Source organism: Nocardia flavorosea NBRC 108225 (assembly GCF_001613385.1).
Classification (GTDB): domain Bacteria; phylum Actinomycetota; class Actinomycetes; order Mycobacteriales; family Mycobacteriaceae; genus Nocardia; species Nocardia flavorosea.
Genome location: NZ_BDCG01000004.1, coordinates 506,274 through 529,781, shown reverse-complemented (window position 1 = coordinate 529,781; position 23,508 = coordinate 506,274). Strand labels below are relative to the sequence as shown.

Genomic DNA, 23,508 nt, shown 5'->3' with positions numbered 1-23,508 from the left:
CTGCCGGGCCTGCCTCGCTCATGCCACGAACTCCACGTCCGAGGCGGTCAGGGCGCCATCGTCGGCACGCTGCACGGTCACCCGGAAGCGGTAGTACCGCTGCTGTTCGCCTTCGGCGCCCGCATTGGTGAGGGTTTGTTTGGCGGCGACCAGGATCACCGCGGAGTTCTCGTCGTCGCGTTCCACGGCGGCCTCGACGACCTCACCCGTGGACTGCACCTTCGCCTGTTTGACGATTTCGGTGAACGGGTCGATCCGGCCGTCGAACTCGGTTTTGAACTCTCCGGAGGCCATGGTGAGGATGCGGTCGATGTCCTCCTTGGCCGTATCGGCGCGGATGGTGGTCAGATTGAGGACCGTCTGGCGTGCGGTGGCCACATATTCGGCCCGGCGTTCGTCGCGCTGCTCGGTGGATTGGACGGCGATCATCGAGACCACCGCGGCACCGACCAGGCCGATCACCAGCACCGCGGCCGCGGTGAGCGCGACGATCCGCTTCCACGAGCGGGAGCCGCCCTTCACGGCAGGTTCGGCGCCACCGGATTCGGTCGCCGCGGATTTCTCCATCGAGACGACGGTCGCGCCGGTTTCCTTGTCGGCGGTGTCCGATGTCCCGGCGGATTCCGCTGCGGTTTCGACCGGTGCCACGGTTCCCGCGGCGGACTTGTCGATCCGCACGGTTTCGTCGGTTGCTCCCGATTCGGCGACGGGCGCCGATTCGGTGGTGGTATCGATCCGTTCGGTGACATCCTCCGACTTCGCCGCAATGACACCCTCCGACTTCGCCGAAGCCACATCCTCCGACTTCGCCGCAGTGACACCCTCGGGCTTCGCCGCAGAGGCGTCCACAGACTTCTCCGCGGCGGTCCCCGCAGACTTGCCCGCGGCGGCGCTCACGGCCTCGCCGATGGCCTTGTCCGCAGTGGACCCGGCCGCCGCCGAATCCACGGTGAGCTTTTCGGTCGCGTCCTCGACCGGTGGACCCGCCGTCCGGCTGGCCCGCCTACGGGTACGGCGGGGGTCCTTGGTCTCGCTCATTTCTGCTGCTCCTCGAACATTGCCTGCCAATCCGCGGGTACGGCGCCCGATCCGCCGGGTGCGATATCGCCCTGACGGTAGCTGCGACCGTCGGTGCCGGTATAGACCCCGGTGGCCGGATCGTACGAGAGAGCGGCGGCGGGGGTGCTTGCGCCCGAGAAACTAGCAGGTGCCGGGGGTACTCCCGCAACCCCGGGCCCAGTGTCGGGCGCGGCGGCGGGTGCGACACCGGGTGCGGGCGCGGCGGCCGGGGCCACCGGCTGCGGCGGCCCGAACGGCGGGTTCGTGCCCTCGGGAACGAATCCGGTGCGGCACAGTTCCGGGGTCGGTGCGCGGCGGCCCGGGAATTCCATACACGGCGTGTTGCGGATACCGCGCACCGCGCTGATGTCGTTCTGCGGGGTCTTGCAGTACAGGCCCTCGGGCGTCGGAATCGTATCGAGCTGGTCGGGGCCGCGGCGCTGATCGGGCGGCAGGAACCCGGTGGTACAGGCCGGCGGATCGTTGAGCACCGTCATGAAGTCGACGAGCGCCCCGTACTCCATGGGGCCGCGTACGGCGGTGAGCAGCGCGGCGATCAGCGGCGGATACACGACCAGGATCTGTTCCAGGCCGGCGTGGTAGGTGACACCGACCTGCCCCACGCTCACCAGATTGTTCATCAGCAGCGGCAGGGTGGGCCGCAGTTCGTCGAACTGCTGGGTGACCCGTTCCATCGCCGCGGGACCGTTGGCGAGAATACTGCGCAGTGCCGGGTCGTGGGCGCGCAACTGATCGGTGACGACCGCCAGGTCGCGGGTCCACGATCGGATCGCGGCATCGGAGTCGACCTGGGTGTCGAGCAGTGGGCCGATCTGTTCGATCAGCTGTTTGGTCGGCTCGACGTTGTCGTTCGCCTCCTGCACCAGCAGGGCCGCGGAGTCGAGGAACCGTTGCAGATCCGGTCCTGCGCCGTTGAACGCCCGGAACGCTTCGTCGATGACCTGGCGCAGCCGGGTGTCGGCGACGCTGGCCAGCAGCCGGTCGGCCTGGTCCAGCAGAGCGCCCACATCCTGGGGCAGTTCGGTGCGGTCCACGGGGATCACGCTGCCGTCGTACAGGTTGGCGTCCCCGGGCTGCTCCGGCGGGACCAGGTCGACGTACTGCTCGCCGATCGCCGAAACACTGCGTACCAGCGCTTTGGAATCGGCCGGGATCTTGTAGTCGCTGTCGACCGACAGCCGGGCTTCCACGCCCTCGCTGGTGAGCCGGACCTCCCGGACCACGCCGACGTTCGTCCCGCGATAGGAGACGTTGGCGTTCTGGTAGAGCCCACCGGTGGCGGCGAGTTGCAGGGTGACCTCGATACGCCCGATGCCGAGCATGGCGGGTACGCCCACATAGGTGCCGCCCATGACGGCCAGGCCGACCACCGTGAGGATGGAGAAGATGATCAGCTGGATACGGACGAAACGGCTGAGCGTCACGGGCCCTCGCCCCCTTGCGGCTGCCCGGGCAGCGGCACCGTCAGCCCGGGAATGGCGGGCAGGCCGGGGATCGGCGGCAGCCCGGGAATGGTCGGTTGCGGCTGGTCGCCGGGCGCCGGCGCGCCGGGGGGCGGCGCCAGTGGTGTGGCCAGCGGGTTGCCCTGTTCGCCGGCGGGTCCGGCCACCTGGCCGAGTGCGACCTCCACACCGCCGAACATGCCGCCGAGCCCGGTACCGGTGAGGAAGTTCGAGTCCAGCCGTTTGGCGGTCATGTCCACCGTCATGAACAGGTTCAGGTAGTCGCCCTTGATCGCGTTGTCGAGGTTCGTCAACGGGAACGGGAACGAGGCGAGGATTTTCAGCGATTCGGTGAGGTCGCCGCCCGTATCGGCCAGCGTCTGCAGGACCGGAGCGAGGTTGGCCAAATTCGCCTTCAGATCGTCGCCGCTGTCGGCGATCAACCGGTTCACCACATCGCTGAGTTCACCGAGCTTGGTGATGGTTGTGGTGATGTTCTGCCGGCGATCGGCCAGCACGGTCAGTGCGGGATGGATTTCCTCGATCGCCGCTTCCACCACATCGGTCTGCTCGACGAACTGGCCGGAGAGCCGGTCAAGTCCGCTGATCGCGGAGATGATGTCGTCGCGCTGGGCGTTCAGGTTGCCGATCAGATCGTTCATCTGCGGGAGCAGATCCCGGATCTCCTCCTCGTTGCCGACCAGGGCCGAGTTGAGTTCGCGGGTGATGTTCTCCAGCTGCGAGATACCGCCGCCGTTGAGCACCACCGACAGTGAGGACAGCACCTGTTCGGTGGTCGGGAAGACACCGGCACGCTCCAGCGGGATCACGTCACCGTCGGCCAGCTGTCCCTCAGGGGCGGTATCGGCCGGCGGCGCGAGTTCCACATGGTTGCTGCCGAGCAGACTGGTCTGGCCGATCTTGGCGGTGGCGTTGGCGGGCAGCACCACATCGGGGTTCAGCGAGACCGTCACCAGCGCGTGCCAGTCCTCGACTTCGATATCGGTGACCGCCCCGACCGATACGTCATCGACGCGCACCGGCGAGTTGCGGGTCAGCGTGGTGACGTTCGGCATCTGGATCTGCACCGTGTAGGCACCTTCGCCGGTACCTTCCGTGCCCGGCATCGGCAACGAGTTGAGCCCGTCGTACTGACAGCCCGTGAGGGGGAGCGCCAGCGCGAGCCCGACGGCGAGCGCGGCCGCCCGGCGCCGGAAACCCGGCGCGGGCAACGTCGGCCGGATGTCCGGTACCCGCAGTGCGAGTCGGCGCATCATCGTCCTCCTCCGGGCAGGCCGGGAATTTCGGGGAGCTGAATACCCGGAATCGCCAGCCCCGCGACACCGGCTGGAACCGTGACGGGTGCGGGCGCGGGCGCCGCCGGGGGGCCGACCTTCTGCGGATCGACCCGGCCGGGCAGGTCCGGGGTGGTGTAGTCCAACTGGTCCGGGAACGCGGTGACACCGGTCGCGGGGTTGGTCATGATGGGTACGTAGTTCATCGCCAGCGAATTGATCACCGGAGCGAGGTATTCGGCGCACAGGTCGGCACTGGTATCGGATTCGTGCTGTTCCAGAGCTCGTACCGAACCGCACAGGAAGCTCACCGGATCGGCGAAGTTGTTCAGCGAGATGGCGCCGGTCAGGGTGCCCTGGGCGGGTTTGTAGATCTGGTAGAAGTTCACCAGCGCGTTCGGCCCGGAGTGCAGTGCCTGTTCCAGTTCCGGTCGTTTGTCGACCAGGATCTGGGTCACGTCGGCCAGCCGCTGAACGCCTTCGGTGAGTTCGGTTCCGCTGCCGTCCAGGAAGCGTTTCACGTCGGCCAGCGCCAGATCGAGATTGTCCAGGCCGGCGCCGAGATCCTCGGAGACCCCGGCGAGAACCGACGATACGGAGGCCAGCCGGCCACCGAACTGCACGATCTGCTCGTTGCTCTTGGAGAGCACGTCCACGAACTTCTGCAGATTGCGGATGGTGCCGAACAGGTCGGTGCGTCCGTCGGACAGTGTGGTCAGGGTGGCCGACAGTTCCCGCAGGGTGCTGCGGAATGCTTCGCCGTTACCGTCGAGGTTTTCCGCGGCGGTGTCCACGAAGCGGCCGAAGGAGCCCTGGGGGTCGTCGCCGACCGGGCCGAGCGCGGTGGAGAGTTTGTGGAGTTCGGTTTTGATGTCGTCCCATTCCACCGGAACGGCGGTCCGTTCGATGGGGATTTCCGCGCCGTCGCCCAGGGTGTCCCCACCGGTGTAGGCGGGGGCGATCTGGATGAAGCGCGCGGAGACCAGCGACGGCGCGATGATCACGGCCCGCGCGTCGGCGGGCAGGTCGACGCTGCCGTCGACCGTCATGGTCACCTTCGCCTGTTCTTTGCCGGGTTCGATGGAATCGATCTTGCCGATGGGCACGCCCAGCACTCGCACATCGTCACCGGGGTAGATTCCGGCGGTGGAAGTGAAGTACGCGGTGATCTCGTTCTTGGTGAGCTGGTTGTACGCCAGGTAACCGCCGGTGGCGACCAGCGCGATCACCAGTACCCCGGCGACGATTCCCACCCATTTCTTCGGCAGTGCGCGAAGTGTGTCCTTGACCGTACTCATCGCGGCGGCTCCTGTGCGGACGGGCCGATCGAGGGACCGGGTTCGAGCAGATATGCGCGTAGCGATTCGGGCAGATGCTGCGGCCAGACCAGCGCGTCCACCAGCGGATGCAAGGTTTCACTGCTGGCGTTGACGACGTAGGCGTTGAAGTACGGGCCGCTGCCGACCTGTTCACCCAGCGCCGCGGCGAACGGGCCGAGACCGTCGAGCGCCTCGACGATGTTGTCCCGGTTGCGCTCCAGAAGGTCGAGTACCGAGTTGAGCTTGTCCAGTGCCGGTTTCAACTGGGCCTCGTTGTCGTGGACGAGTCCGGACAGCTGCTGGGCGAGCGAGTTGACGTAGGTGATCATCTGGCTGATCGCGGTGCGCCGCCGGTCCAGTTCGCCGAGCAGCTGATTCCCGTCGACCAGTAGCGCGTTGATCGCGTCGGCGCGGTCGGCCAGGATCTTGGTCACGTTCTGCGCGCGGGAGAGCAGATCCGACAGCGCCTGGTCGCGGGCGTTGATGGTGCGTGACAGCGCTGTGACACCGTCCAGCGCCGAACGCAGCGGTGCCGGCGTATCGGCGAAGGCCGCCGACAATTCGTCCAGCGTCTGGTTCACCTTCTGCAGGTCCAGGTCCTGCACGGTCCGGCCGAGGTCGCCGAGCGCCTCGTTCAGCGAGTACGGCGAGGTGGTGCGTTCGATCGGAATGGTTTCGGTGACTGTCAGGGTCCCGTCGCCGTCCGGGTTCACCGCCAGCGATTTGCGGCCGAGGACGGTATTGGTCTTGATCGCGGCGGAGGTCTTGTCGCCCAGTCCGATCGAGTCGTCGACGCTGAACCGGACCAGTACCCGGTCGCCGTCGAGGCTCACTTCCTCGACGCGACCGGATTTCACCCCGGCGACCTCCACATCGTCACCGGTCACCAGCCCGCCGGCATCGGCGAAATGCGCGGTGTACACGGCGCCGCCGCGGATGAACGGCAGCCGTTCGAACTGCAGCGCCGACAGTGCCACCGCGACCGCCAGCACCAGTCCGACGACACCGATGGTCACCGCACGTGATTGCTCCTTCATTCGCTCGCACACCTTCCGGTCGTCTGCTCACCGGGCAGCTCGAGTAGCAGGGGCTTGCCGTCCGGGCCGTCGACCAGGAAGTTGGTCGCGCAGACGTAGATGTTCAGGAACGAGCCGTAGGCGCCGATACGGTTCAGCATCTTGTAGGCCCCCGGCAATTCGCCGAGGACGTACTGCACGGTGTCCGAACCATTGTCGAGGTTGGTGGCCAGCCGGCCGGTCTGGGCGATGGTCGCGGCCAGATCGGGGCGGGCCTGCACCAGCAGGTCGTTCGTCGCGCGCGTGGCATCGGCGATCCGCGGCAGTGCGGCGCCGATGGGGTCGCGGTCTTCGGCGAGACCGCTGACCAGGCGGCGCAGTTCGTAGATCGTGGTGGCGAACTGGTCGCCGCGGTCGTCGAGGGTTTTCAGCACCGAGTTCAGGTTGTTGATCACGCTGCCGATGAGCGCGTCCCGGTCGGCGAGGGTTTTGGTGAACGAGCCGCTGCTGTTGAGGAGCTCGACGAGGGTGCCCCCCTGGCCCTGGAAGATCTGCAGCAGCGCGTTGGTCAGGTCGTTGACCTGCGCCGGATCCAGCCCGCGCAACAGTGGTTTGAAACCACCCAGCAGCATGTCGAGGTCGAGGGCGGGTGCGGTCTTGTCCAGGCCGATGGTGCCGCCCTCGTGCAGGGTGGTCGCCTCCCCCGGACCCTCCAACAGTTCCAGGTAGCGGTCGCCGACCAGGTTCTCGTAGCGGATGGTGGCCTTGGTGCTGGTGAGCAGCTGGTACTTGGTGTCGACGTCGAATTCGACGTGCGCGTGGTATTCGTCGTCGACCTTCACCGACGAGACCGAGCCGACCGGTACCCCGGCGATCCGCACCTTGTCCCCGGGCAGCATGCCCGAGGCGCTGGTGAAGACAGCGTGGTAGCCGTTCTGGCTGGCGAAACGCACCTGGGAGAAGACGATCGCCAAACCGGCGAAGACCAGTGTCATCACCAAGGTGAAGATGGTGAGTTTGACTGTGGTTGCGGTGTTCTTCATGGCTGGTCCACCCCCGGGAGTCCGCCGAACAGGACCTGGAAAACCTTGGGAGCGTTGAGGTTCAGCTTGGTGGAGGGAATGTAGGGATGCCCTTCGGAGGTATCGGTGACGACATAGTCGGCATGGCTGCCGGGCACGCGGTCGGTTGTCCCGGCGCATCGCGGGCCGCCGGTGGCGTTCACCTTCGGCAGGTCGTTGGGATAGCTGTAGGGCGGCGTGCCGTACATGAAACCGGTGTTCAGGGCCACGCCCTCCTGGTTACCGCCGAAGACTGCCTCACCGATCGGCATTGCCTTGGCCGCACCGCCGATGAGGCAGGCCAGCGCGGGCTTGTACTCGTTGAGCAGTTCCGTGGTCGGGCGCAGCAGGTCGAGGGCGGTCCCCAGCTGTGCCTCGTTCTCGTGCAGGACCGCGCCGGTGGTGTCGGCGAGGCCGGTGAGGTTGGCCAGCAGCGCGTCGACATCCGATTCGGCTTCGGCGATGGTGCGGGTGCTCACCGTGACATTGTCGACGGTCCGCAGCAGATCGCCGGAGACATCCGCGTACAAGTTGCCCACGGCCGCGGTGGCCTGCAGGTCGCGCTGCAGGGTCGGCATCATGGGGTTGATCTCGTGGAGCAGCGAATTGCTGTTCACCAGCAGCTGGCCGAGGGATTCACCGCGACCCTGCAATGCGGTCCCGAGCGCGGTGAGTGTGGCGCTCATCTTCTCCGGTTCGACCTGGGCCAGTACATCGCTGAGGTGCTGGAAAATCGTGTTGAACTCGACGGTGACCTTATCGGTCGCCAGCCGGGCGCCCGGTTGCAGCGATTGCTCCTGCGGGTTCTGCGGGATCACGAAATTGATGTACTTGGCCCCGAATACCGTGGTCGACCGGATATCGACCGTGGCGTTGGCGGGAACCAGACTCAGCTTGTCCGGGTCCAGGGCCAGGCGCAGATCGGTTCCGTCGTCGGTGGTTTCCAGCGCGGCGACCCGGCCGATCTGAACACCGCGCACCTTCACCTTGGCGTCCGGGTCCAGCACCAGACCGCTTCGGGGTGCCGCCACCGTCACGGTGACACTGGGCGTGAATCCGCCGAAGAACATCGTCAAGGAGACGAACACAGCCGCCACCAAAACCAGCACCATCGCGCCGCCGGCCAGTTTGAACCCGAACTTCTTCTGGAAAGCGGCCCACCCGTTCACCGGGCGCAGCGGCGCCGCGGGCTCGCCGGGATCCTGGACGCCGCTCGTAGCGCCGGGATCACGTCCGAGTTGATTGCTGTCCGATCGCATCATTTCAGTCATGGCGCCTATCCGGAAAGGTTGAAGTTGCCGGAGGTGCCGTAGAGGGCCAGGGAGATCAGCAGGGTCACCGAGACGACCGCGATCAGCGAGGTACGGACCGCGTTACCCACGGCGATACCGACCCCGACCGGGCCGCCCGATGCTGTGAAGCCGTAATACGTATGGATCATCATCACCGCCAACGCCATGACAATGGCCTGAACGAACGACCACAGGATGTCGCTCGGGATGAGGAAGGTGGAGAAGTAGTGGTCGTACACGCCCGCCGACTGCCCGTAGATGACGACGGTGGCGAACCGGCTGGCCATGAAGGAGGCGATCACGGCCAGCGAGTACAGCGGCACGATCGCGATCATCCCGGCGAGCACCCGTGTCCCGACCAGGTACGGCATCGGCCGGATAGCCATGGATTCGAGCGCGTCGATCTCCTCGGCCACCCGCATCGCGCCCAGTTGTGCAGTGGATCCCGCACCGATGGTCGCGGCGAGGCCGATTCCGGAGATGACCGGTGCCGCGATACGGACGTTGAGGAATGCGGCGAAGAAGCCGGTCAGCGCCTCGACACCGATATTGCCGAGGGAGCTGTAGCCCTGGACGGCGATGGTGGCGCCGGAGAACAAGGTCAGGAAGCCGACGATCACCACGGTGCCGCCGATGACCGCCAGGGCACCGGTTCCCATGCTGATCTCGGCGATGAGGCGGACGGTTTCGGTGCGGTAGTGCACCAGCGCCCGCGGCATGGAACCGACCGCGCGTCCGTAGAACACGGCCTGTTTTCCGAGATCGTCGAACGAATTCGAGAATCTGCGGACGCGCCGCACCGCCCTGGGGAAGCGGGATTGGATGATCACCGAGGCCGACATCGCGTCACCGCACCGAGAACTTGAGGCCGACCGCCGTGACGACGACGTTCACCACGAACAGCGCCATGAAGGCGAAAACCACTGTCTGGTTCACCGCATCACCGACACTTTTGGGACCACCTTTGACATTCAAACCCAGGTAGCAGGCAACCAATCCGGCGATCAGGCCGAAAAGTCCGGCCTTTACCTCGGAAATGATCAGCTCGGGAAGATTGGTCAGCAGCGTGATGCCGTTGACGAATGCGCCCGGATTCACGTCCTGCAGAAATACCGAGAAAAGGAAGCCGCCGACGATACCGATGGTGCAGACCAGGCTGTTCAGCATCAGTGCCACGAACATCGAGGCCAGCACCCGGGGTACCACCAGCCGGTGGATCGGATCGATACCGAGCACCTTCATGGCGTCGATTTCTTCGCGGATGGTGCGGGCGCCGAGATCCGCGCAGATGGCGGTGGCGCCGGCACCGGCGACGATGAGCACCGTAACGATCGGCCCGACCTGGGTCACCGCGCCGAACGCCGCGCCGGCACCGCTGAGATCGGCGGCGCCGATTTCGCGCAGCAGAATATTCAGGACGAATACGACGAGCACGGTGAACGGTATGGCGACCAGAACGGTCGGCAAGATCGATACCCGCGCCACGAACCACGATTGGTCGATGAATTCGCGCAGCTGAAAAGGTCGCCGCAAACTCGCTCGGGCCACCGCCGCGGTGAGTTCGAAGAATCCGCCGACGGCCCGCAATGGGACGGCAAGGACGTCGTTCACTGTGGATCCTCCTTGCCTGACTGGTCCCGCTGGCGGCCGATGGGGTCACACCCCGGGACACGCCCCGCTAAGTAGAACACGTTCATTTCCTATTTGGGGCCATTTTGAGGCTTGTGAACTGTTGACTTGTAACAATCTCAGACAGCGAGACTGGAACCTGTTTCATACGCCTTGGGCATCATTGTGTGAGGCCGGGCACAGTACGAACCCTTTGTTTACCAACTACTGGACGTTTGTACAACTCTCACCGGCCGGGCCGCACGAACAAATCGCGCAACCCGCCTCGGCAGAATCGGGTCAACCCAGTTCATGCAGCGCCGTTGCAGAGAAGGTACGGCCTTCGTCGCGCCCGGCGAAGTAACCGGTCAGCGTGGTGGCCAGATCGTCATCAGACCATTGCGCACCCGCCGCGTCGAAGCGCTGTTCGACCTCCGGCGCCGCCATCAACGCGACCATCGGTCCGTAGACAACGAAGACTTGTCCGTTCACCCGTTCGGCGGCCGGGGAGGCGAGGTATGCCACCAGGCGCGCCACATGTTCGGGCGACAGCGGATCCACCTCGTCCTCGGGCGCGGCACTGAAGACCTGTTCGGTCATAGCGGTACGCGCCCGCGGGCAGATCGCGTTCGCGCGCACACCTACTCGCTCCAGCGCCCGGGAAGCCGACAATGTCAGAGCCGTGATCCCGGCCTTGGCCGCCGCGTAGTTGGCCTGCCCCGCGGGCCCCAGGAGTCCCGCCTCGGAAGAGGTGTTGACAATCCGGCCGTACACCGGGGCGCCGGCTTCCTTCGACCGCGCCCGCCAGTAGGCGCCCGCATTGCGGGTCAGCAGGAAATGCCCGCGCAGATGCACCGACAGGACCGCGTCCCAGTCCTCGTCGGACAGATTGAACAGCATCTTGTCGCGGGTGATGCCCGCATTGTTGACCACGATGTCCAGGCCGCCGAAGGATTCGGTGGCGGTGGTGATCAACGCGTCGGCGGTGGACCGCTCGGCGACACTGCCCGCGACGAACTCCGCTTTGGCACCGAGGGCCCGGATCTGCTCCAGCGTCTCGGTTACGGCGTCGGACTCGGCGAGGTCGTTGACCACCACCGAGGCCCCGGCTCCGGCCAGAGCGAGCGCTTCGGCCTTACCCAGGCCCGCACCCGCTCCGGTCACGATCGCAACTCGCCCGGCAAGGCTGGTATCTGTATCGCTCACCGGGCCGACTCTAGAACGTGTTCTTATTCACGGCAAGAGCAGATTCACAGCAAACGCAAAGCCGCTTTCGGACATTGCGCAACCGCATCCGCGACCGCGGACTCCTGGTCGGGGGCCACCTCACCCTCGGCGACGTGCAGCATGTCCTCGTCGTCGAGTTCAAACACGTCGGGAGCGATTCCCGCGCAGATTCCGTTTGCTTCGCACTGATCGAAGTCAACGCTGACCTTCATCGAAACTCCTTTTCCCGCCCAATGGCGCAAGCCTAACAAGCAAGGTTCGCGCGGGCAGGCTACATGGGCTGATTACCTTTCAATACTGGAACATGTTTCAGTGCATATGCAATGATCGGAGCCAGGTATCGGAGATCCTTCCGCGCTCCGCGAGGGTGAGCGCGGCACGATCCCACGTCCAAGCCCATCTCCAACCCGCAGAACGAAGGCTCGAGGTACCGCCATGCGCATCGCGTATACCCCGGAACACGACCAGCTACGCGCCGAGTTGCGCGCCTACTTCGCGCGCCTGATCACCCCGGAACGGCGGGCCGCGCTCAGCGCCCAGACCGGCGAATACGGGCAGGGCAATGTGTACCGGGAGGTCGTCGCCGAAATGGGCCGCGACGGCTGGCTCGCGCTGGGCTGGCCCGAGGAGTACGGCGGCCAGAACCGGCCCATGCTGGACCAGTTGATCTTCACCGACGAGGCCGCCATCGCCGGCGCCCCGGTACCGTTCCTGACCATCAACTCGGTCGCGCCGACGATCATGCACTACGGCAGCGAGGAACAGAAGAAATTCTTCCTTCCCAAGATCGCCGCCGGTGACCTGCACTTCGCCATCGGCTACTCCGAACCCGGCGCCGGCACCGACCTCGCCTCGCTGCGCACCACCGCCGTCCGCGACGGCGACGACTACGTGATCAACGGCCAGAAGATGTGGACCAGCCTCATCGCCTACGCCGACTACGTCTGGCTGGCCGTCCGCACCGACCCCGCCGCCAAAAAGCACAAGGGCATCAGCATGCTGATCGTGCCCACCACCGCCGAAGGTTTCTCCTACACCCCGGTGCACACCATGGCCGGCCCCGATACCAGCGCCACCTACTACCAGGATGTGCGCGTCCCGGTGACCTCCCTGGTGGGTCCGGAGAACGGTGGCTGGCCGCTGGTCACCAACCAGCTCAACCACGAACGGGTCGCCCTGACCTCCGCCGCCGCCCTGCAGCTGGCCGTGGCGCAGACGACCGCGTGGGCGAAGGAGACGAAGGCAGCGGACGGATCGCGGGTGTTCGACCGCGAATGGGTCCAGCTGAACCTGGCCCGCGTCCACGCCAAGGTCGAATACCTCAAGCTCATGAACTGGGAGATCGCCAGCCGCGCCGACGCGGGCGGCGACGCCGCCCCCCGGCCGTGGGACGCCTCGGCGTGCAAGGTGTACGGCACCGAACTGTCCACGGAGGCCTACCGGCTGCTCATGGAGGTGCTCGGCCCGCAAGCGTCGCTGCGCCAGGACTCCCCCGGTTCGGTACTGCGCGGCCGATTGGAGCGGATGCACCGCTCGGCGCTGATTCTCACCTTCGGCGGCGGCACCAACGAGGTCCAGCGCGACATCATCGCCATGACCGCGCTGAAGCAGCCCGCCTCCGCCCGCTGATCTCGCCCGATTCCAGAAGTAGGAAGTTCACCATGGATTTCACTCCCACCGAAGCCCAGCTGGACCTGGCCCGGCTCACCGGCGAGGTCTGCGAGAAACTGGTCACCGCCGACCGGCTGCGCGAACTGGACGGCGGCACCGCCAAGTTCGACGAACCGCTGTGGAAATCGCTCGCCGAGACCGGGGTGCTGGCGGCCGCGCTGCCCGAGGAAGTCGGCGGTAGCGGTTTCGGCACGCTGGAACAGACCGCGATCCTGCGCGAACTCGGCAAGTCCGTGGCGGCGGTCCCCTACCTGTGGTCGGTCGTTCTCGGCGCGGGCGCGCTGGCCCGGTTCGGTTCCGCGCCGCAGCGTGAACTCGCTGCCGCGGCTGCTGCCGGCACGTCGATTCTGACCGTTGCCGTGGCCGAGGAGCACAACTGGGATCCGGCTCGGCCGACCACCACTGCCGCCGAATCCGGCGGCAGCTGGCAGGTGACCGGTGTGAAGACCACCGTCCCCGTCGCCGACCGTGCCGCGCGGATTCTGGTGCCCGCCTCGGTAGCAGGGCAGCCCGCCGTCTTCCTGGTCGATCCGGCCCATGAATCCGTCACGGTCACCGCGCAACAGGTCACCGACCGCAGTGCGGAATCGCTGGTCGAATTCACCGGCTCCCCCGCCGAACTACTCGGCACCGTCGCCGACGGCGCACAGATCCTGGCCTGGCTGCTCGACCGCGCCTGGCTCGGCCTGGCCGCCCAGCAGCTGGGTACCCTCGAACGCTCCCTGGAACTGGTCGCCGGGTACGCCCGCGAACGCGAACAGTTCGGCCGCGCCGTCGGCAGCTTCCAGGCCGTGGCCCAGCGCCTGTCCGACAGCTACATCAGCGTCCAGGGCCTGCGCCTCACCACCACCCAGGCGGCCTGGCAGCTCAGCGAAGACCTCGACGCCACCGGTGCGATCCACACCGCGAAGTTCTGGGCGGCCGAAGCCGGTCACCAGGTGGCGCACACGCTGGTCCATGTACACGGCGGGGTCGGGATCGATCGCGACCACATCGCGCACAACTACTTCACCGCCGCCAAACACAACGAATTCGCCCTCGGCGGAGCAATTAACCACCTGCTCCCCTTGGCCCGGTTCGTTCCCGAATCGGCCTAGCGACTGCACGCTGGTCGGCGGTGGTGGCCGTCGACCTGGTGGCGCGCTGGTTGTTTCAGGAGTTTCGCCCGCTGAAGACATCGACCTCGGCCACCAGTCCAGTGAGGAAGTCGGCCGGGCTCATGGTGCGGGCCCGCGACCTTTCGTGCTCGGTGACCGGCACGACATTGATGATCTGCACACCCACCTCGTCGATCACGATGTAGTCCAGCATTTCCTTCTCGTATGGACCGGCCAGGAATACCGCCCCGCAACCAGCGAAGCCGGGAAACTCGGCATCCACGCCGAGCGTCTGCCCCCAGTCCAGCTGGTTTCCGGTGATCCACGGATGTGCGGCAATATTGGCCAGGTGTTTCGCGATCGCCGCTTCCTCGGGCTTGCTCATAGCACCCCGTCGCGCGAGGCGGAGTTCCGCACGATGAGCCCGACCTCCGGTATCCCCGACCGGCATCTGTTCGACGGACAATCCCACGGTCACGAACGAGGTCATTTCACCATCCGGACCGGGCCGGTAGACCAACACGTCGAGTCGTTCGATCGGTCCCGGTCCGTTGGGGAAGGTGTATCCATCGTCCTCGGCGCCGAAGGTTTCGTGAAAGGCTTGGTAGACACCGCGTAGCAAGGGTGAAGCAGGCATTTCCGTCCATTCGGGTATCAGCCCGGCCCCACGGGCACAGCCAGGCAGCAACCGTCAGGGGCCGGGCTTGGTGGCCGATCCGGAGCTCGGCACCAAGGTCAGTTCGGAATATGGGGTGCTGCACCGTTGCTGCCAGCGGCACTCCCCGTAGTCAGCCGCATCAGGAGGTCCAGAAAGACCGCCGTGGACGAGCCGGTGGATGAACCAGTGCCCGGATCACCACAGCCGGCGCACGCGGCAGCCGTGCCCGCTCCGACGCCGACAGAAGCGAGGGCAATGGCCAGGGTTGTGGCACCGATAATTCCGAACTTCTTCATGATGTGGAAACCTCCGCGACTCTTCCAGCATCGGCGTCGGGGGACAGCCGACTGCAGCAGTATCCCCAACCCGACACTTCCAGCCTTCCCACAACTGGAAAGCGCAGGTCACGGTGTGTGTTGATCCCATCTTGGACAACGGCTAACGGCCCGGGAAGAAGGCGCTTCTATGTTCCCAGCTCAGCGTAGGCCCCCTCCTTACGCCGCGGCGGAGGCCTCGTATGTGTGGTCGACCCGAGCATGAGATAATCTCGGCCGGCGAGTTCCTCGGCGAGACCGGCGAGCGATGCTCTCGGCATGCTGAAGCCGGGCGAAAGCCCGACCGTCGGTAACAGGTGCCCCTATCGCAGCGCATCACGAAGGCGTGCGTTTGTATCTTGCTGAGCGAGTCCGGCGCGAAGCCCTCCAAGCCGAGCGAGGCGAGGATGAGCGCCGACTCCTCGGGCGTGGCATAAGGGTCCGGCCGGGGGCGGCAGCGCCACACCGAGCCCTGCCCCCGACGTGATGGGTGCGGTGGCCGCCGCCCCCAGCGCGACCGCGAGAATCGCTACGAAGGCGAGGAAACGAGTGACATCCACGGACTCACTTTCGCTCGTAACGATCACGTCCCGCCGAGTTTCGCAGACGGTCACCCTGTTCTGCATGAGGTGATTCCCCGGATCCTGCCGCTGCAAGCAGCTCCTCAGTGAGCTGGGAAAGGCGTTCGGCTGCAGCCGGGTCGAGGGTGGGCAGCGACAGATCGAGAGCGCGGCCCCGGTCGATTGCACGGAGGGGCACCGCGGAGGGTGTATCGACGAAATGGTGAATCGGGTGGACCGCGGTGGTCACGGGCCGGGCGACGAGCGCGGCGAGCGTCCTGATGGCGGCCCTGACAACGGGATTCAGCGGTGAGAGATCACCGCTGCGGGTGAATCCGGGGTGATAGAGGACGTAGGCGATCTTTCCGCCGAATTGTCCGGCGAACGAAACCCCCAGCAGATCGTTCGCCCGGCCGGCCTGCAATTGGGCGCGGACCACGCTGTAACCGTGCACCAGATGCGGATCGTCCCAGTTCACCGCTCCTTTCCGGACCCCGACTCCGGCGATGTTCACGATCACCGGCTGGGCACTGCGCTCGAGCAGCGGAACCAACCCGTACGAGAGCAGATACCGGCTGAGGTAGTACAGCGCGAAGGTGCGCTCGAAACCCTCCTCGGTCTGGATGCGCTTCGGTGAGGTCCGGTTCGCGAACAGCAGCAGCGCATCGACTGCCGCGTACTCCGAATCTATGTCGGCGACGGCTTTTCGCGTCTCCGCTACCGAACTAAGATCGGCCCGCAGAAATCGCGCACGGGCCGAGTCGGGCCCGGCGGCAGCCAGCAACGCATCCCCCTTGGCCTGGTTGCTGCCGATCGCCACGACCCGATCGCCCCGGGCAAGCCGCTCCAGCGCGAACGCGCGCCCCATACCATCGGTACCACCACTGATAACAACGGTTCTCGTCATCGCACCTCCGTCGGTCCACCTGTCGATCCCCATCCTCGACAACGGTTACCGACCCCGGAAGAAGGCACTTCTATGTTCCCCACCCCAGCGCAGGCCCCCTCCTTCGCCGCGGCGGAACTCCCCGCGACCGTCCCCAGCGCCGACTACCAAACCTGCCCGGTCACCGATATCGTCCGAATCCTCGGCGACAAATGGACCTTGCTGGTGATCGCCCTACTCGCGCGCCGCCCCTACCACTACAACGAACTACACCGCTCGATCGAAGACATCAGCCGCCGCATGCTGACCCGAACCCTGCGCTCCCTGGAGGCCGACGGCCTGGTCGACCGGACGGCCTACCCCACCGTCCCACCAACGGTCCGATACAGCCTCACGCTCCTGGGCGAAACGCTCCTCGATCCCCTCTCGGCTATTGCCGGCTGGGCAGTGGATCATGCAGGCGATATCGCCGCAGCCAGACTGGCCCACACCGGAACGACAGCGCGGTGATACTGAACCTGGTCGATCGAATGCGTGGCACCGCCGACAGTAAAGCCGTCGAACGGGCAACGACCAAGACGAACTGGGCCAGGTCAGGGCGGGAAAATGTTTCGTACAAGTATGCCCGATAAATGTACACTTGCCCGCATGACTGCACTTCCTGAGTTCGACGCCTGGGAACTACCCGTCAGCGAAGCGCGTGACAAGCTGGCCGAGGTAGTCGCGGCCGCCGAGGCGGGCAAGGTCGTCCATCTGACCAGGCATGGCCGTCGCGTCGCGGCAGTTGTCCCGGAGGTGATGGCGGAAACCGCCGATAGCCAGGTCCGCGACTTGTCGAAACGGTTCGCGTCCAAGCACCGCGCACTGCTCGACAGGCTCGCGGAATGACCGCAGCGCAGATCTACTACCTGACCGCCGCAGATCTCCGTGCGATCGCAGGCGATGTCGCGGGCGGATACATCGTACGCGATCCGGGGCTTCTCGAATCCGCGACAGCCCGGCCGCAGGCAACAGTTTTCGGTGCTGACGCGTACCCGTCGCTGTGGGACAAGGCCGCGGCCCTACTGCATTCCATCGCCAAGAACCATCCGCTGATCGATGGGAACAAACGGCTGGCGATCACGGCCGGTGCGATTTTCCTCGCCCGCAACGGCGTGGATATCGACGGCTTGAACGACGACCTGGCGTACGACCTGACGATCGCGGTCGCCACTGGCGAACTGGACGAGGTCACCGATATCGCCGAACAACTCCGGAAAGCAATCGGATCTTCGCCTTCCGGATAACACGCGTATCCGTCACCAGCGCACCGTGCGAGGGCTGCCGCAACCATGCAGCAGCCCTCGTAGGTTCAGTCGCCGATTACGAAGAGCTACCCGCCTGGGAATGCTCATCGGCGTCGCGCTCCTCGGTATACGCCTTGGCCCACTTGTAGTCGGGCTTACCGGCCGGGGAGCGTTTGATCTCGTCGACGAACCACAGGCTGCGGGGCATCTTGTAGGAGGAGATCTCCTGGGTCAGCACCGGGCGCAGCTCCTCGAGGGTGGGTCGCTTACCGCCGCGGCACTGCACCACGGCCGCCACCCGCTGGCCCCAGCGTTCGTCGGGAACACCGACCACCAGGGCGTCGAAGATCTCGGGATGGCATTTCAGCGCGCCCTCGACCTCTTCGGGGTAGATCTTCTCGCCGCCGCTGTTGATGCTCACCGAACCGCGGCCCAGCATCGTGACGGTGCCGTCTTCCTCGACCCTCGCGTAATCGCCGGGAATCGAGTACCGGACGCCGTTGAACTCCTTGAACGTCGCCGCGGTTTTCACCGGGTCGTTGTAGTAGCCGACGGGGATATGCCCCTTGCGAGCCAGCAGGCCGACCTGCCCGGAGCCGGGTGCCACCGGGTTGCCGTCGTCGTCGATCACCGCGGTGGAGGCGTCGATCTTCACCCGCGGCCCACCAGTATGGGTGGCGCCCTTGGCGGCGATGGAGATACCGCCGAACCCGGTTTCCGAGGAGCCGATCGAATCGGTGATGACCGTATTCGGGAGCAGCTCGATGTAGCGGTCCTTGAGCGACGGTGAGAACAGTGCCGCGCTGCTCGCCATGGCCCACAGGCTGGTGTGCTGGTAAGGCTCGCCCGTTTCCGGATGGCCGGCCTCGAGCGCGTCCAGCATCGGCCGGGCCATGGCATCGCCGGTGATGAAGATCATGTTGATGGCGTGTGCATCGACGGCCTGCCAGACGGTGTGCGCGTCGAATTCCGGGATCATGATGGTCTTGCCGCCGTCGAACAGACCGTGGAAGACGGCGGTCTGCGAACCACCGTGGATCAGCGGCGGGATCGGGTACCGCACCATCTGGCCGCCGGCCGCGCCATTCTTGGCCTGCTGCCATTCGTCCTGCACGTATTCGCCGGTCATGAAGTTGATACCGCCGCCGAGCACGCGCCACCAGTCTTCGTGGCGCCACATGACGCCCTTGGGCATCCCGGTGGTGCCGCCGGTGTAGAGCATGAAGATGTCATCGTTGGAGCGGTCGCCGAAATCGCGTTCGCCGGACGATTCCGCCAGGGCCGCTTCGTAATCCACCGACCCCTCGGCGGTGGCGGCATCGGTGCCGTCGTCGACCACGAGCACGGTCTTCAACTGCTGCACCTTCGACCGGACATTGGTCACCTTGCCGGTGTAGCGGCGCTCGTGGATCAGCGCCACCATGTCCGAATTTTCGAAGATGTATTGCAACTCGTTCTCGACGTAGCGGAAGTTGACGTTGACCATCACTGCCCGCGCTTTGAAGACCGCCAGCATCGACTCGACGGCTTCGATGGTGTTGCGCGAGTAGATGCCGACCTTGTCGCCCGGCTGCACTCCGTGTTCCAGCAGGTAGTGCGCCAGTCTGTTGGCGCGGTCCTCCAGCTGGGCAAAGGTCGCCGAGCGGTGGTCGTCAGCCAGCGCAACCCGGTCGGGCATGAGGTCGATGGTGTGTTCGACGAGGTCGGCTATGTTGTAGCTCACAAGGTCAAAAATAGAACGTGTTACTGTTTCCTGCAAGGGTCCGAGTAACAGGAGAAACAACGATGCCTCAATGCCTCGTCGAGAAGCGCGGCCACGTCCTCATCGTCACCATGAACCGCCCCGAGGCCCGTAACGCACTCTCGGGCGAAATGATGGCGATCATGCGCGACGCCTGGGATCAGGTGGACAACGATCCGGAGATCCGGGTCGCGATCCTGACCGGTGCCGGCGGCGCCTTCTGCGCGGGCGCCGACCTCAAGGGTATGACCCAGCAGCATCCCGGGGACTCGTTTGCCGGAGGTGGCTGGGATCTGTCCAAGATCGAGGCACTGCTCAAGGGCCGCCGCCTCACGAAACCGCTCATCGCGGCTGTCGAGGGGGCTGCCATCGCCGGCGGTACCGAGATCCTGCAGGGCACCGATATCCGGGTCGCCGCCGAGAGCGCCAAGTTCGGTGTCTCCGAGGCGCGCTGGGGCCTGTTCCCGCTGGGCGGCTCCGCGGTCCGGCTGGTTCGCCAGGTCCCCTACACCGTGGCCGCGGATATCCTGCTGACCGGCCGGCATCTCACGGCTGCCGAAGCCAAGGAGATCGGTCTCGTCGGCCATGTGGTCCCGGACGGCCAGGCGCTGGACAAGGCCCTCGAACTGGCCGACCTGATCGCCGCCAACGGCCCGCTCGCGGTCCAGGCGATCCTGCAGACCATTCGCGATACCGAGTGCATGCCCGAGGAAGAGGCGTTCCAGATCGACGCCAAGCTCGGCATGGCGGTCTTCCAGTCCGCGGACGCCAAGGAGGGCCCGAAGGCCTTCAAGGAGAAGCGCAAGCCCACCTTCAGCGGGAAGTGAGCTTCGGGGGCGCGCATAGCCGACGCCCCGTCCGGCTCACGGCGGCGGCCGCGTAAGCGCGGACCGGGAACCCCGGTGCCGTGCCGACGTGACGGGACCGCGCAACCTCCAGGCCCCACAGCCTGCGGTACTCCGCGCAGACCGGCGGCGCTCCACAGGACCTCGCCCGGATACGTGGACAACCGGACTCGAGGTGCCGTGGTCGTACGGGCCCGAGCGGCAAGTCGCCGATTGTGGCCCTTGCTACTTCTGGAGCCGGAACCACTGTCGCCGGCAGAGCCGAGACAGCAGAATGTCCCGGTCGACACCTGTCGACCGGGACATTCGTATCGGTACGCGCTGTTATTCGGCGCCGGGGTAGTTCATGAAGAACGGCTCCCACTGGTGCCCATCCGGATCCAGGAAGGTGCGGCCGTGCATCCCGACCTGCGCTTCCTGCGCCTGCTTATCGGTGTTGACCTCTTCGGTACCGCCGGCGGCCACGGCCGCATCGGTGAGCCTGTCCACCTCGTCGGCGCTGCCGAGCGAAAGCGCATAAGCCGCTCCGGTGGCGGCTTTGGTATCCGCGATCGGACGCTTGCTGAATACCCCGAAGTGCTCGTGGGTGAGCAGCATCAGGCAGATATTGTCGTCGACCACGATGCAGGCGGCGTTCTCGTCGGTGAAATCGTCGTTCACCTTCCAGCCCAGCGATTCGTAGAAATTCTTGGAACGTGCCAGATCGGTAACGGGCAGGTTCACGAAAATCATTTTGCTGCTCACGGTTTCGGTCCTCTCGAAGCGGTGGTGTGGTCTCTGGCCGGCTTATGGGTAGAGACGGCGACCGCACCGGAAACTCATCGGCGGCGCCGGAAGCTTTCCGCGGCGGCCCGGGCCGCAACCCCGTCGAGCTTCGAAATCTGGGGCACCTTCCTGTCCACCCCCGGAGGACTGCGTGCACCCGCGTCGCACGGAGGCGCGAGGGCAAAACATGGCCACCGATCTCGGCGAGCGCCCGAATGGTCCGCGCGTCCGACGGGCCGCAGCGTGCCGGCGCGTTCGCCGATTCAGACGCCCCCTTCGTCCACAGGGGTGGACAACGATCGCCCGCGGAGTATCCGGCACATGGTTCGCGTCGGCGGACCATATGAGGACCGGACGACCGGGCGCATTGCCCCCCGGAAGGGCAGGACCGGCAGTGCCCCGGCACAAACCTGCCGCGCCGGGACATCGCCGGCCCCGCGCCTCGAAGGATGTCGCACATGTGGCGGTTGTGCCTACCGGGACTGCAGTGGCGCACCTGTGAACAGGCTTTTTCATCCTCTGTTCACGTGTCGGTGCGCTGTGCCACAGTGGCACCATGAGCGAGCAGACCGGCACGATCGACGCCGACGTACTGAGATCCTTCGAATCACATCGGCGTGAGCTCTGCGCCTACGCCTACCGCATGCTGGGTTCGTCCTTCGAGGCCGAGGACGCCGTCCAGGATGCCTTCACCCGCGCCTGGAAGTCCTACGACTCGTTCGAGGGCCGATCCAGTCTGCGCTCCTGGCTCTACAAGATCACCACCAATATCTGCCTGGATATGCTCGACGGGCCGCAGCGCCGGGCCCGTCCGATGGATCTGTCCAGTCCCGGCACCCCCGATCATCCGCTCGGCCCGCCCAAACCGGATTACGTCTGGGTCGAACCCATCCCGAACTCGCTCGCCTTCGGGTCCGATCCGGCCGAACACGTCAGTGCCAAGGACAGTCTGCGCCTGGCCTTCGTCGCGGCCTGCCAGCATCTGCCCGCCACCCAGCGCGCCATCCTGATCATGCGCGAGGTCCTGCGTTTCTCGGCCAACGAAACCGCCGAGGCACTCACCATGAGCACCGCCTCGGTGAACAGTGCCTTGCAGCGGGCTCGGGCCACCATGAGCAAGGTCAAGCCGGCCGATACCGACAGCTACGACGAAACCGATACCGATCAGCAAAAACTGATCAACGATTTCGTCACCGCCTTCGAGTCCTACGATATGGACGCGCTCACCGCCCTGCTGAAAACCGATGTGGCGCTGTCCATGCCGCCCTTCGATCTTTGGGTCTCCGGTCCGGAGAACGTTGCCGCTTTCATGCTCGGCACGGGCGCGGCCTGCCGCAATTCCCGGCTGGTGCCGCTGGGCGGCGCCAACGGCCATCCGGCCTTCGGCCATTACAAGCCGAGCGGCGAACCCGGCCGCTGGGTGCCGTGGTCGGTGACGGTCCTGGAAATGCAGGACGGCGTGATCGCGGGCCTGAATTTCTTCCTCGATACCGAACGGCTGTTCCCGCTGTTCGATCTGCCGCCGGAATGGACGGAGGAACCGGCGAGCTGACCGGCCTGAAGATGCTCTGGGTCGCCGTTATCGACCGCCGACCTCAGCATGATGACGCCACAGTGAAATCACTGCTAGCATTGAGTTCATGGCAACGATAACCATCCGCGACCTAGACAGCGACGTCAAGGAACGTCTGCGCCGACGCGCCGCAGCGCATGGACGAAGCATGGAAGCCGAAGCCCGGGATATTCTCGCCGCGGCAGTGCGCCCGAAGCGGCTATTGCATGAGCTCTACGAGCGCAGCCGGCCCTACGCCGCCGAGCTGCACATACCGGAGCAGCCCGAGGCCGGGTCGGCTCAGCTGTGATCATCGCCGATACGAACGTGGTATCCGAGCTGTTCAAACCCGCTCCCGCTAGCCAGGTACTGACCTGGCTGGGGGAATCAGTCGATGTCACGATCAGTGCAGTGACCATCGGCGAGATCTGGGCGGGGATCGAGAATCTGCCAGAGGGATCTCGTAAGGCAGGTCTGGCCACATTGGCGACGGAACTGTTCGACGAATTCGGCGACGACGTCGAACCCTACGATTTCCGTGCGGCACGTATCTACGGCCGAATTGTCACCGAACGTCGCCGCCGCGGCCGGCCGATCGGCTATGCGGATGCCCAGATTGCCGCGATCTGCCTAGCCAACGACTGCCCAGTGGCAACGCGGAACGTCAAAGACTTCACCGACTTGGGTCTCGCCATCATCAACCCATGGGAAGCAGCCGCAGCGCACTGAATAACGCTGTCGTGCGTTCCTGGGGCCCGGGCTGTGGCGGATCGAGGCACCTGGCGGGTAGCCG

At 65.7% G+C, this 23,508-nt stretch carries 25 protein-coding genes; 9 read left to right on the top strand and 16 right to left on the bottom strand.

Annotated features, from left to right (window positions below):
* Positions 1 to 18: 18 nt before the first annotated feature.
* The 11 genes from NFL01S_RS34185 to NFL01S_RS06290 form a co-directional block, all read right to left on the bottom strand.
* On the bottom strand, positions 19 to 1,038 hold the full coding sequence (locus NFL01S_RS34185; protein WP_062972332.1) for an Rv1363c family protein: 1,020 nt from the start codon (positions 1,036 to 1,038) through the stop codon (positions 19 to 21).
* Positions 1,035 to 2,504 carry an MCE family protein gene (locus NFL01S_RS06335; RefSeq protein WP_062972329.1) on the bottom strand — a complete coding sequence of 490 codons (1,470 nt, stop codon included), beginning with the start codon at positions 2,502 to 2,504 and terminating at the stop codon, positions 1,035 to 1,037. The genes NFL01S_RS34185 and NFL01S_RS06335 overlap by 4 nt, the downstream gene beginning before the upstream one ends.
* Complete coding sequence (locus tag NFL01S_RS06330) at positions 2,501 to 3,796, bottom strand: MCE family protein (protein ID WP_084492444.1); 1,296 nt, start codon at positions 3,794 to 3,796, stop codon at positions 2,501 to 2,503. The genes NFL01S_RS06335 and NFL01S_RS06330 overlap by 4 nt, the downstream gene beginning before the upstream one ends.
* Positions 3,796 to 5,115, bottom strand: coding sequence for an MCE family protein (locus tag NFL01S_RS06325; RefSeq protein ID WP_062972327.1), 1,320 nt, complete (start codon positions 5,113 to 5,115; stop codon positions 3,796 to 3,798). Before NFL01S_RS06325 ends, NFL01S_RS06330 begins: the two co-directional genes overlap by 1 nt.
* Positions 5,112 to 6,173 (bottom strand): MCE family protein, encoded by a 1,062-nt coding sequence (locus tag NFL01S_RS06320; protein ID WP_062972326.1) that lies wholly within the window; start codon positions 6,171 to 6,173, stop codon positions 5,112 to 5,114. Before NFL01S_RS06320 ends, NFL01S_RS06325 begins: the two co-directional genes overlap by 4 nt.
* Positions 6,170 to 7,195: an MCE family protein gene (locus NFL01S_RS06315; RefSeq protein WP_062972324.1), complete on the bottom strand. Its 1,026-nt coding sequence runs from the start codon at positions 7,193 to 7,195 to the stop codon at positions 6,170 to 6,172. Before NFL01S_RS06315 ends, NFL01S_RS06320 begins: the two co-directional genes overlap by 4 nt.
* Positions 7,192 to 8,325 (bottom strand): MCE family protein, encoded by a 1,134-nt coding sequence (locus tag NFL01S_RS06310; protein WP_062972513.1) that lies wholly within the window; start codon positions 8,323 to 8,325, stop codon positions 7,192 to 7,194. Before NFL01S_RS06310 ends, NFL01S_RS06315 begins: the two co-directional genes overlap by 4 nt.
* Positions 8,326 to 8,489: 164 nt before the next feature.
* Complete coding sequence (locus NFL01S_RS06305; protein WP_062972322.1) at positions 8,490 to 9,347, bottom strand: MlaE family ABC transporter permease; 858 nt, start codon at positions 9,345 to 9,347, stop codon at positions 8,490 to 8,492.
* A gap of 4 nt (positions 9,348 to 9,351) precedes the next feature.
* Positions 9,352 to 10,116 (bottom strand): MlaE family ABC transporter permease, encoded by a 765-nt coding sequence (locus tag NFL01S_RS06300; protein WP_033244067.1) that lies wholly within the window; start codon positions 10,114 to 10,116, stop codon positions 9,352 to 9,354.
* A gap of 297 nt (positions 10,117 to 10,413) precedes the next feature.
* On the bottom strand, positions 10,414 to 11,319 hold the full coding sequence (locus tag NFL01S_RS06295; RefSeq protein ID WP_084492443.1) for a 3-oxoacyl-ACP reductase: 906 nt from the start codon (positions 11,317 to 11,319) through the stop codon (positions 10,414 to 10,416).
* Positions 11,320 to 11,363: 44 nt separating this feature from the next.
* Positions 11,364 to 11,552 (bottom strand): ferredoxin, encoded by a 189-nt coding sequence (locus NFL01S_RS06290; RefSeq protein WP_062972318.1) that lies wholly within the window; start codon positions 11,550 to 11,552, stop codon positions 11,364 to 11,366.
* Between the two features lie 223 nt (positions 11,553 to 11,775).
* Between NFL01S_RS06290 and NFL01S_RS06285 the strand changes: the two genes are divergently transcribed.
* Both NFL01S_RS06285 and NFL01S_RS06280 read left to right on the top strand, forming a co-directional pair.
* Positions 11,776 to 12,969: an acyl-CoA dehydrogenase family protein gene (locus NFL01S_RS06285; protein ID WP_033244064.1), complete on the top strand. Its 1,194-nt coding sequence runs from the start codon at positions 11,776 to 11,778 to the stop codon at positions 12,967 to 12,969.
* A gap of 32 nt (positions 12,970 to 13,001) precedes the next feature.
* Entirely contained in the window at positions 13,002 to 14,108 is a 1,107-nt protein-coding gene (locus NFL01S_RS06280) for an acyl-CoA dehydrogenase family protein (protein WP_062972316.1), read from the top strand.
* Positions 14,109 to 14,163: 55 nt separating this feature from the next.
* Here NFL01S_RS06280 and NFL01S_RS06275 read toward each other — a convergent pair whose 3' ends face one another.
* The 3 genes from NFL01S_RS06275 to NFL01S_RS06270 form a co-directional block, all read right to left on the bottom strand.
* Positions 14,164 to 14,745 (bottom strand): suppressor of fused domain protein, encoded by a 582-nt coding sequence (locus tag NFL01S_RS06275; protein ID WP_084492442.1) that lies wholly within the window; start codon positions 14,743 to 14,745, stop codon positions 14,164 to 14,166.
* A 98-nt stretch (positions 14,746 to 14,843) separates the two neighbouring features.
* The gene (locus tag NFL01S_RS35235) at positions 14,844 to 15,062 is read right to left on the bottom strand and encodes a hypothetical protein (RefSeq protein ID WP_157116275.1); all 219 of its coding nucleotides are present in this window, start codon (positions 15,060 to 15,062) and stop codon (positions 14,844 to 14,846) included.
* 582 nt (positions 15,063 to 15,644) lie between these two features.
* A complete protein-coding gene (locus NFL01S_RS06270) occupies positions 15,645 to 16,547 on the bottom strand; it encodes an SDR family NAD(P)-dependent oxidoreductase (RefSeq protein WP_084492466.1) in 903 nt (300 codons plus the stop codon).
* Positions 16,548 to 16,619: 72 nt separating this feature from the next.
* Here NFL01S_RS06270 and NFL01S_RS06265 point away from each other — a divergent pair, with 72 nt between their 5' ends.
* The 3 genes from NFL01S_RS06265 to NFL01S_RS06255 all read left to right on the top strand — a co-directional run bounded on the left by NFL01S_RS06265 (position 16,620) and on the right by NFL01S_RS06255 (position 17,812).
* Complete coding sequence (locus tag NFL01S_RS06265) at positions 16,620 to 17,036, top strand: winged helix-turn-helix transcriptional regulator (protein WP_062972312.1); 417 nt, start codon at positions 16,620 to 16,622, stop codon at positions 17,034 to 17,036.
* A 138-nt stretch (positions 17,037 to 17,174) separates the two neighbouring features.
* A complete protein-coding gene (locus tag NFL01S_RS06260; RefSeq protein WP_062972310.1) occupies positions 17,175 to 17,414 on the top strand; it encodes a type II toxin-antitoxin system prevent-host-death family antitoxin in 240 nt (79 codons plus the stop codon).
* Positions 17,411 to 17,812 (top strand): type II toxin-antitoxin system death-on-curing family toxin, encoded by a 402-nt coding sequence (locus NFL01S_RS06255; RefSeq protein WP_062972308.1) that lies wholly within the window; start codon positions 17,411 to 17,413, stop codon positions 17,810 to 17,812. Before NFL01S_RS06260 ends, NFL01S_RS06255 begins: the two co-directional genes overlap by 4 nt.
* A 76-nt stretch (positions 17,813 to 17,888) precedes the next feature.
* Here NFL01S_RS06255 and NFL01S_RS06250 read toward each other — a convergent pair whose 3' ends face one another.
* Positions 17,889 to 19,535 carry an acyl-CoA synthetase gene (locus NFL01S_RS06250; protein WP_062972306.1) on the bottom strand — a complete coding sequence of 549 codons (1,647 nt, stop codon included), beginning with the start codon at positions 19,533 to 19,535 and terminating at the stop codon, positions 17,889 to 17,891.
* Positions 19,536 to 19,597: 62 nt separating this feature from the next.
* Between NFL01S_RS06250 and NFL01S_RS06245 the strand changes: the two genes are divergently transcribed.
* Complete coding sequence (locus NFL01S_RS06245; RefSeq protein WP_062972298.1) at positions 19,598 to 20,380, top strand: crotonase/enoyl-CoA hydratase family protein; 783 nt, start codon at positions 19,598 to 19,600, stop codon at positions 20,378 to 20,380.
* A gap of 342 nt (positions 20,381 to 20,722) precedes the next feature.
* On the opposite strand, the gene NFL01S_RS06240 is transcribed toward NFL01S_RS06245, so the two are convergent.
* Positions 20,723 to 21,142 (bottom strand): VOC family protein, encoded by a 420-nt coding sequence (locus tag NFL01S_RS06240; RefSeq protein ID WP_084492440.1) that lies wholly within the window; start codon positions 21,140 to 21,142, stop codon positions 20,723 to 20,725.
* A 577-nt stretch (positions 21,143 to 21,719) separates the two neighbouring features.
* Between NFL01S_RS06240 and NFL01S_RS06235 the strand changes: the two genes are divergently transcribed.
* From NFL01S_RS06235 to NFL01S_RS06230, 3 genes are all read left to right on the top strand, one after another.
* The gene (locus NFL01S_RS06235; protein WP_062972294.1) at positions 21,720 to 22,715 is read left to right on the top strand and encodes a sigma-70 family RNA polymerase sigma factor; all 996 of its coding nucleotides are present in this window, start codon (positions 21,720 to 21,722) and stop codon (positions 22,713 to 22,715) included.
* Positions 22,716 to 22,803: 88 nt separating this feature from the next.
* Positions 22,804 to 23,025, top strand: coding sequence for a FitA-like ribbon-helix-helix domain-containing protein (locus tag NFL01S_RS36755; protein WP_084492439.1), 222 nt, complete (start codon positions 22,804 to 22,806; stop codon positions 23,023 to 23,025).
* The gene (locus NFL01S_RS06230; protein ID WP_062972292.1) at positions 23,022 to 23,444 is read left to right on the top strand and encodes a type II toxin-antitoxin system VapC family toxin; all 423 of its coding nucleotides are present in this window, start codon (positions 23,022 to 23,024) and stop codon (positions 23,442 to 23,444) included. The genes NFL01S_RS36755 and NFL01S_RS06230 overlap by 4 nt, the downstream gene beginning before the upstream one ends.
* Positions 23,445 to 23,508: the final 64 nt, after the last annotated feature.

Coding starts and splice junctions, on each gene's coding strand:
- NFL01S_RS34185 (WP_062972332.1), bottom strand. CDS start 1,038: ATGAGCGAGACCAAGGACCCCCGCCGTACCCGTAGGCGGGCCAGCCGG.
- NFL01S_RS06330 (WP_084492444.1), bottom strand. CDS start 3,796: ATGCGCCGACTCGCACTGCGGGTACCGGACATCCGGCCGACGTTGCCC.
- NFL01S_RS06325 (WP_062972327.1), bottom strand. CDS start 5,115: ATGAGTACGGTCAAGGACACACTTCGCGCACTGCCGAAGAAATGGGTG.
- NFL01S_RS06320 (WP_062972326.1), bottom strand. CDS start 6,173: ATGAAGGAGCAATCACGTGCGGTGACCATCGGTGTCGTCGGACTGGTG.
- NFL01S_RS06315 (WP_062972324.1), bottom strand. CDS start 7,195: ATGAAGAACACCGCAACCACAGTCAAACTCACCATCTTCACCTTGGTG.
- NFL01S_RS06310 (WP_062972513.1), bottom strand. CDS start 8,325: ATGGTGCTGGTTTTGGTGGCGGCTGTGTTCGTCTCCTTGACGATGTTC.
- NFL01S_RS06305 (WP_062972322.1), bottom strand. CDS start 9,347: ATGTCGGCCTCGGTGATCATCCAATCCCGCTTCCCCAGGGCGGTGCGG.
- NFL01S_RS06290 (WP_062972318.1), bottom strand. CDS start 11,552: ATGAAGGTCAGCGTTGACTTCGATCAGTGCGAAGCAAACGGAATCTGC.
- NFL01S_RS06285 (WP_033244064.1), top strand. CDS start 11,776: ATGCGCATCGCGTATACCCCGGAACACGACCAGCTACGCGCCGAGTTG.
- NFL01S_RS06280 (WP_062972316.1), top strand. CDS start 13,002: ATGGATTTCACTCCCACCGAAGCCCAGCTGGACCTGGCCCGGCTCACC.
- NFL01S_RS06275 (WP_084492442.1), bottom strand. CDS start 14,745: ATGCCTGCTTCACCCTTGCTACGCGGTGTCTACCAAGCCTTTCACGAA.
- NFL01S_RS35235 (WP_157116275.1), bottom strand. CDS start 15,062: ATGAAGAAGTTCGGAATTATCGGTGCCACAACCCTGGCCATTGCCCTC.
- NFL01S_RS06270 (WP_084492466.1), bottom strand. CDS start 16,547: ATGACGAGAACCGTTGTTATCAGTGGTGGTACCGATGGTATGGGGCGC.
- NFL01S_RS06265 (WP_062972312.1), top strand. CDS start 16,620: ATGTTCCCCACCCCAGCGCAGGCCCCCTCCTTCGCCGCGGCGGAACTC.
- NFL01S_RS06260 (WP_062972310.1), top strand. CDS start 17,175: ATGACTGCACTTCCTGAGTTCGACGCCTGGGAACTACCCGTCAGCGAA.
- NFL01S_RS06255 (WP_062972308.1), top strand. CDS start 17,411: ATGACCGCAGCGCAGATCTACTACCTGACCGCCGCAGATCTCCGTGCG.
- NFL01S_RS06245 (WP_062972298.1), top strand. CDS start 19,598: ATGCCTCAATGCCTCGTCGAGAAGCGCGGCCACGTCCTCATCGTCACC.
- NFL01S_RS06235 (WP_062972294.1), top strand. CDS start 21,720: ATGAGCGAGCAGACCGGCACGATCGACGCCGACGTACTGAGATCCTTC.
- NFL01S_RS36755 (WP_084492439.1), top strand. CDS start 22,804: ATGGCAACGATAACCATCCGCGACCTAGACAGCGACGTCAAGGAACGT.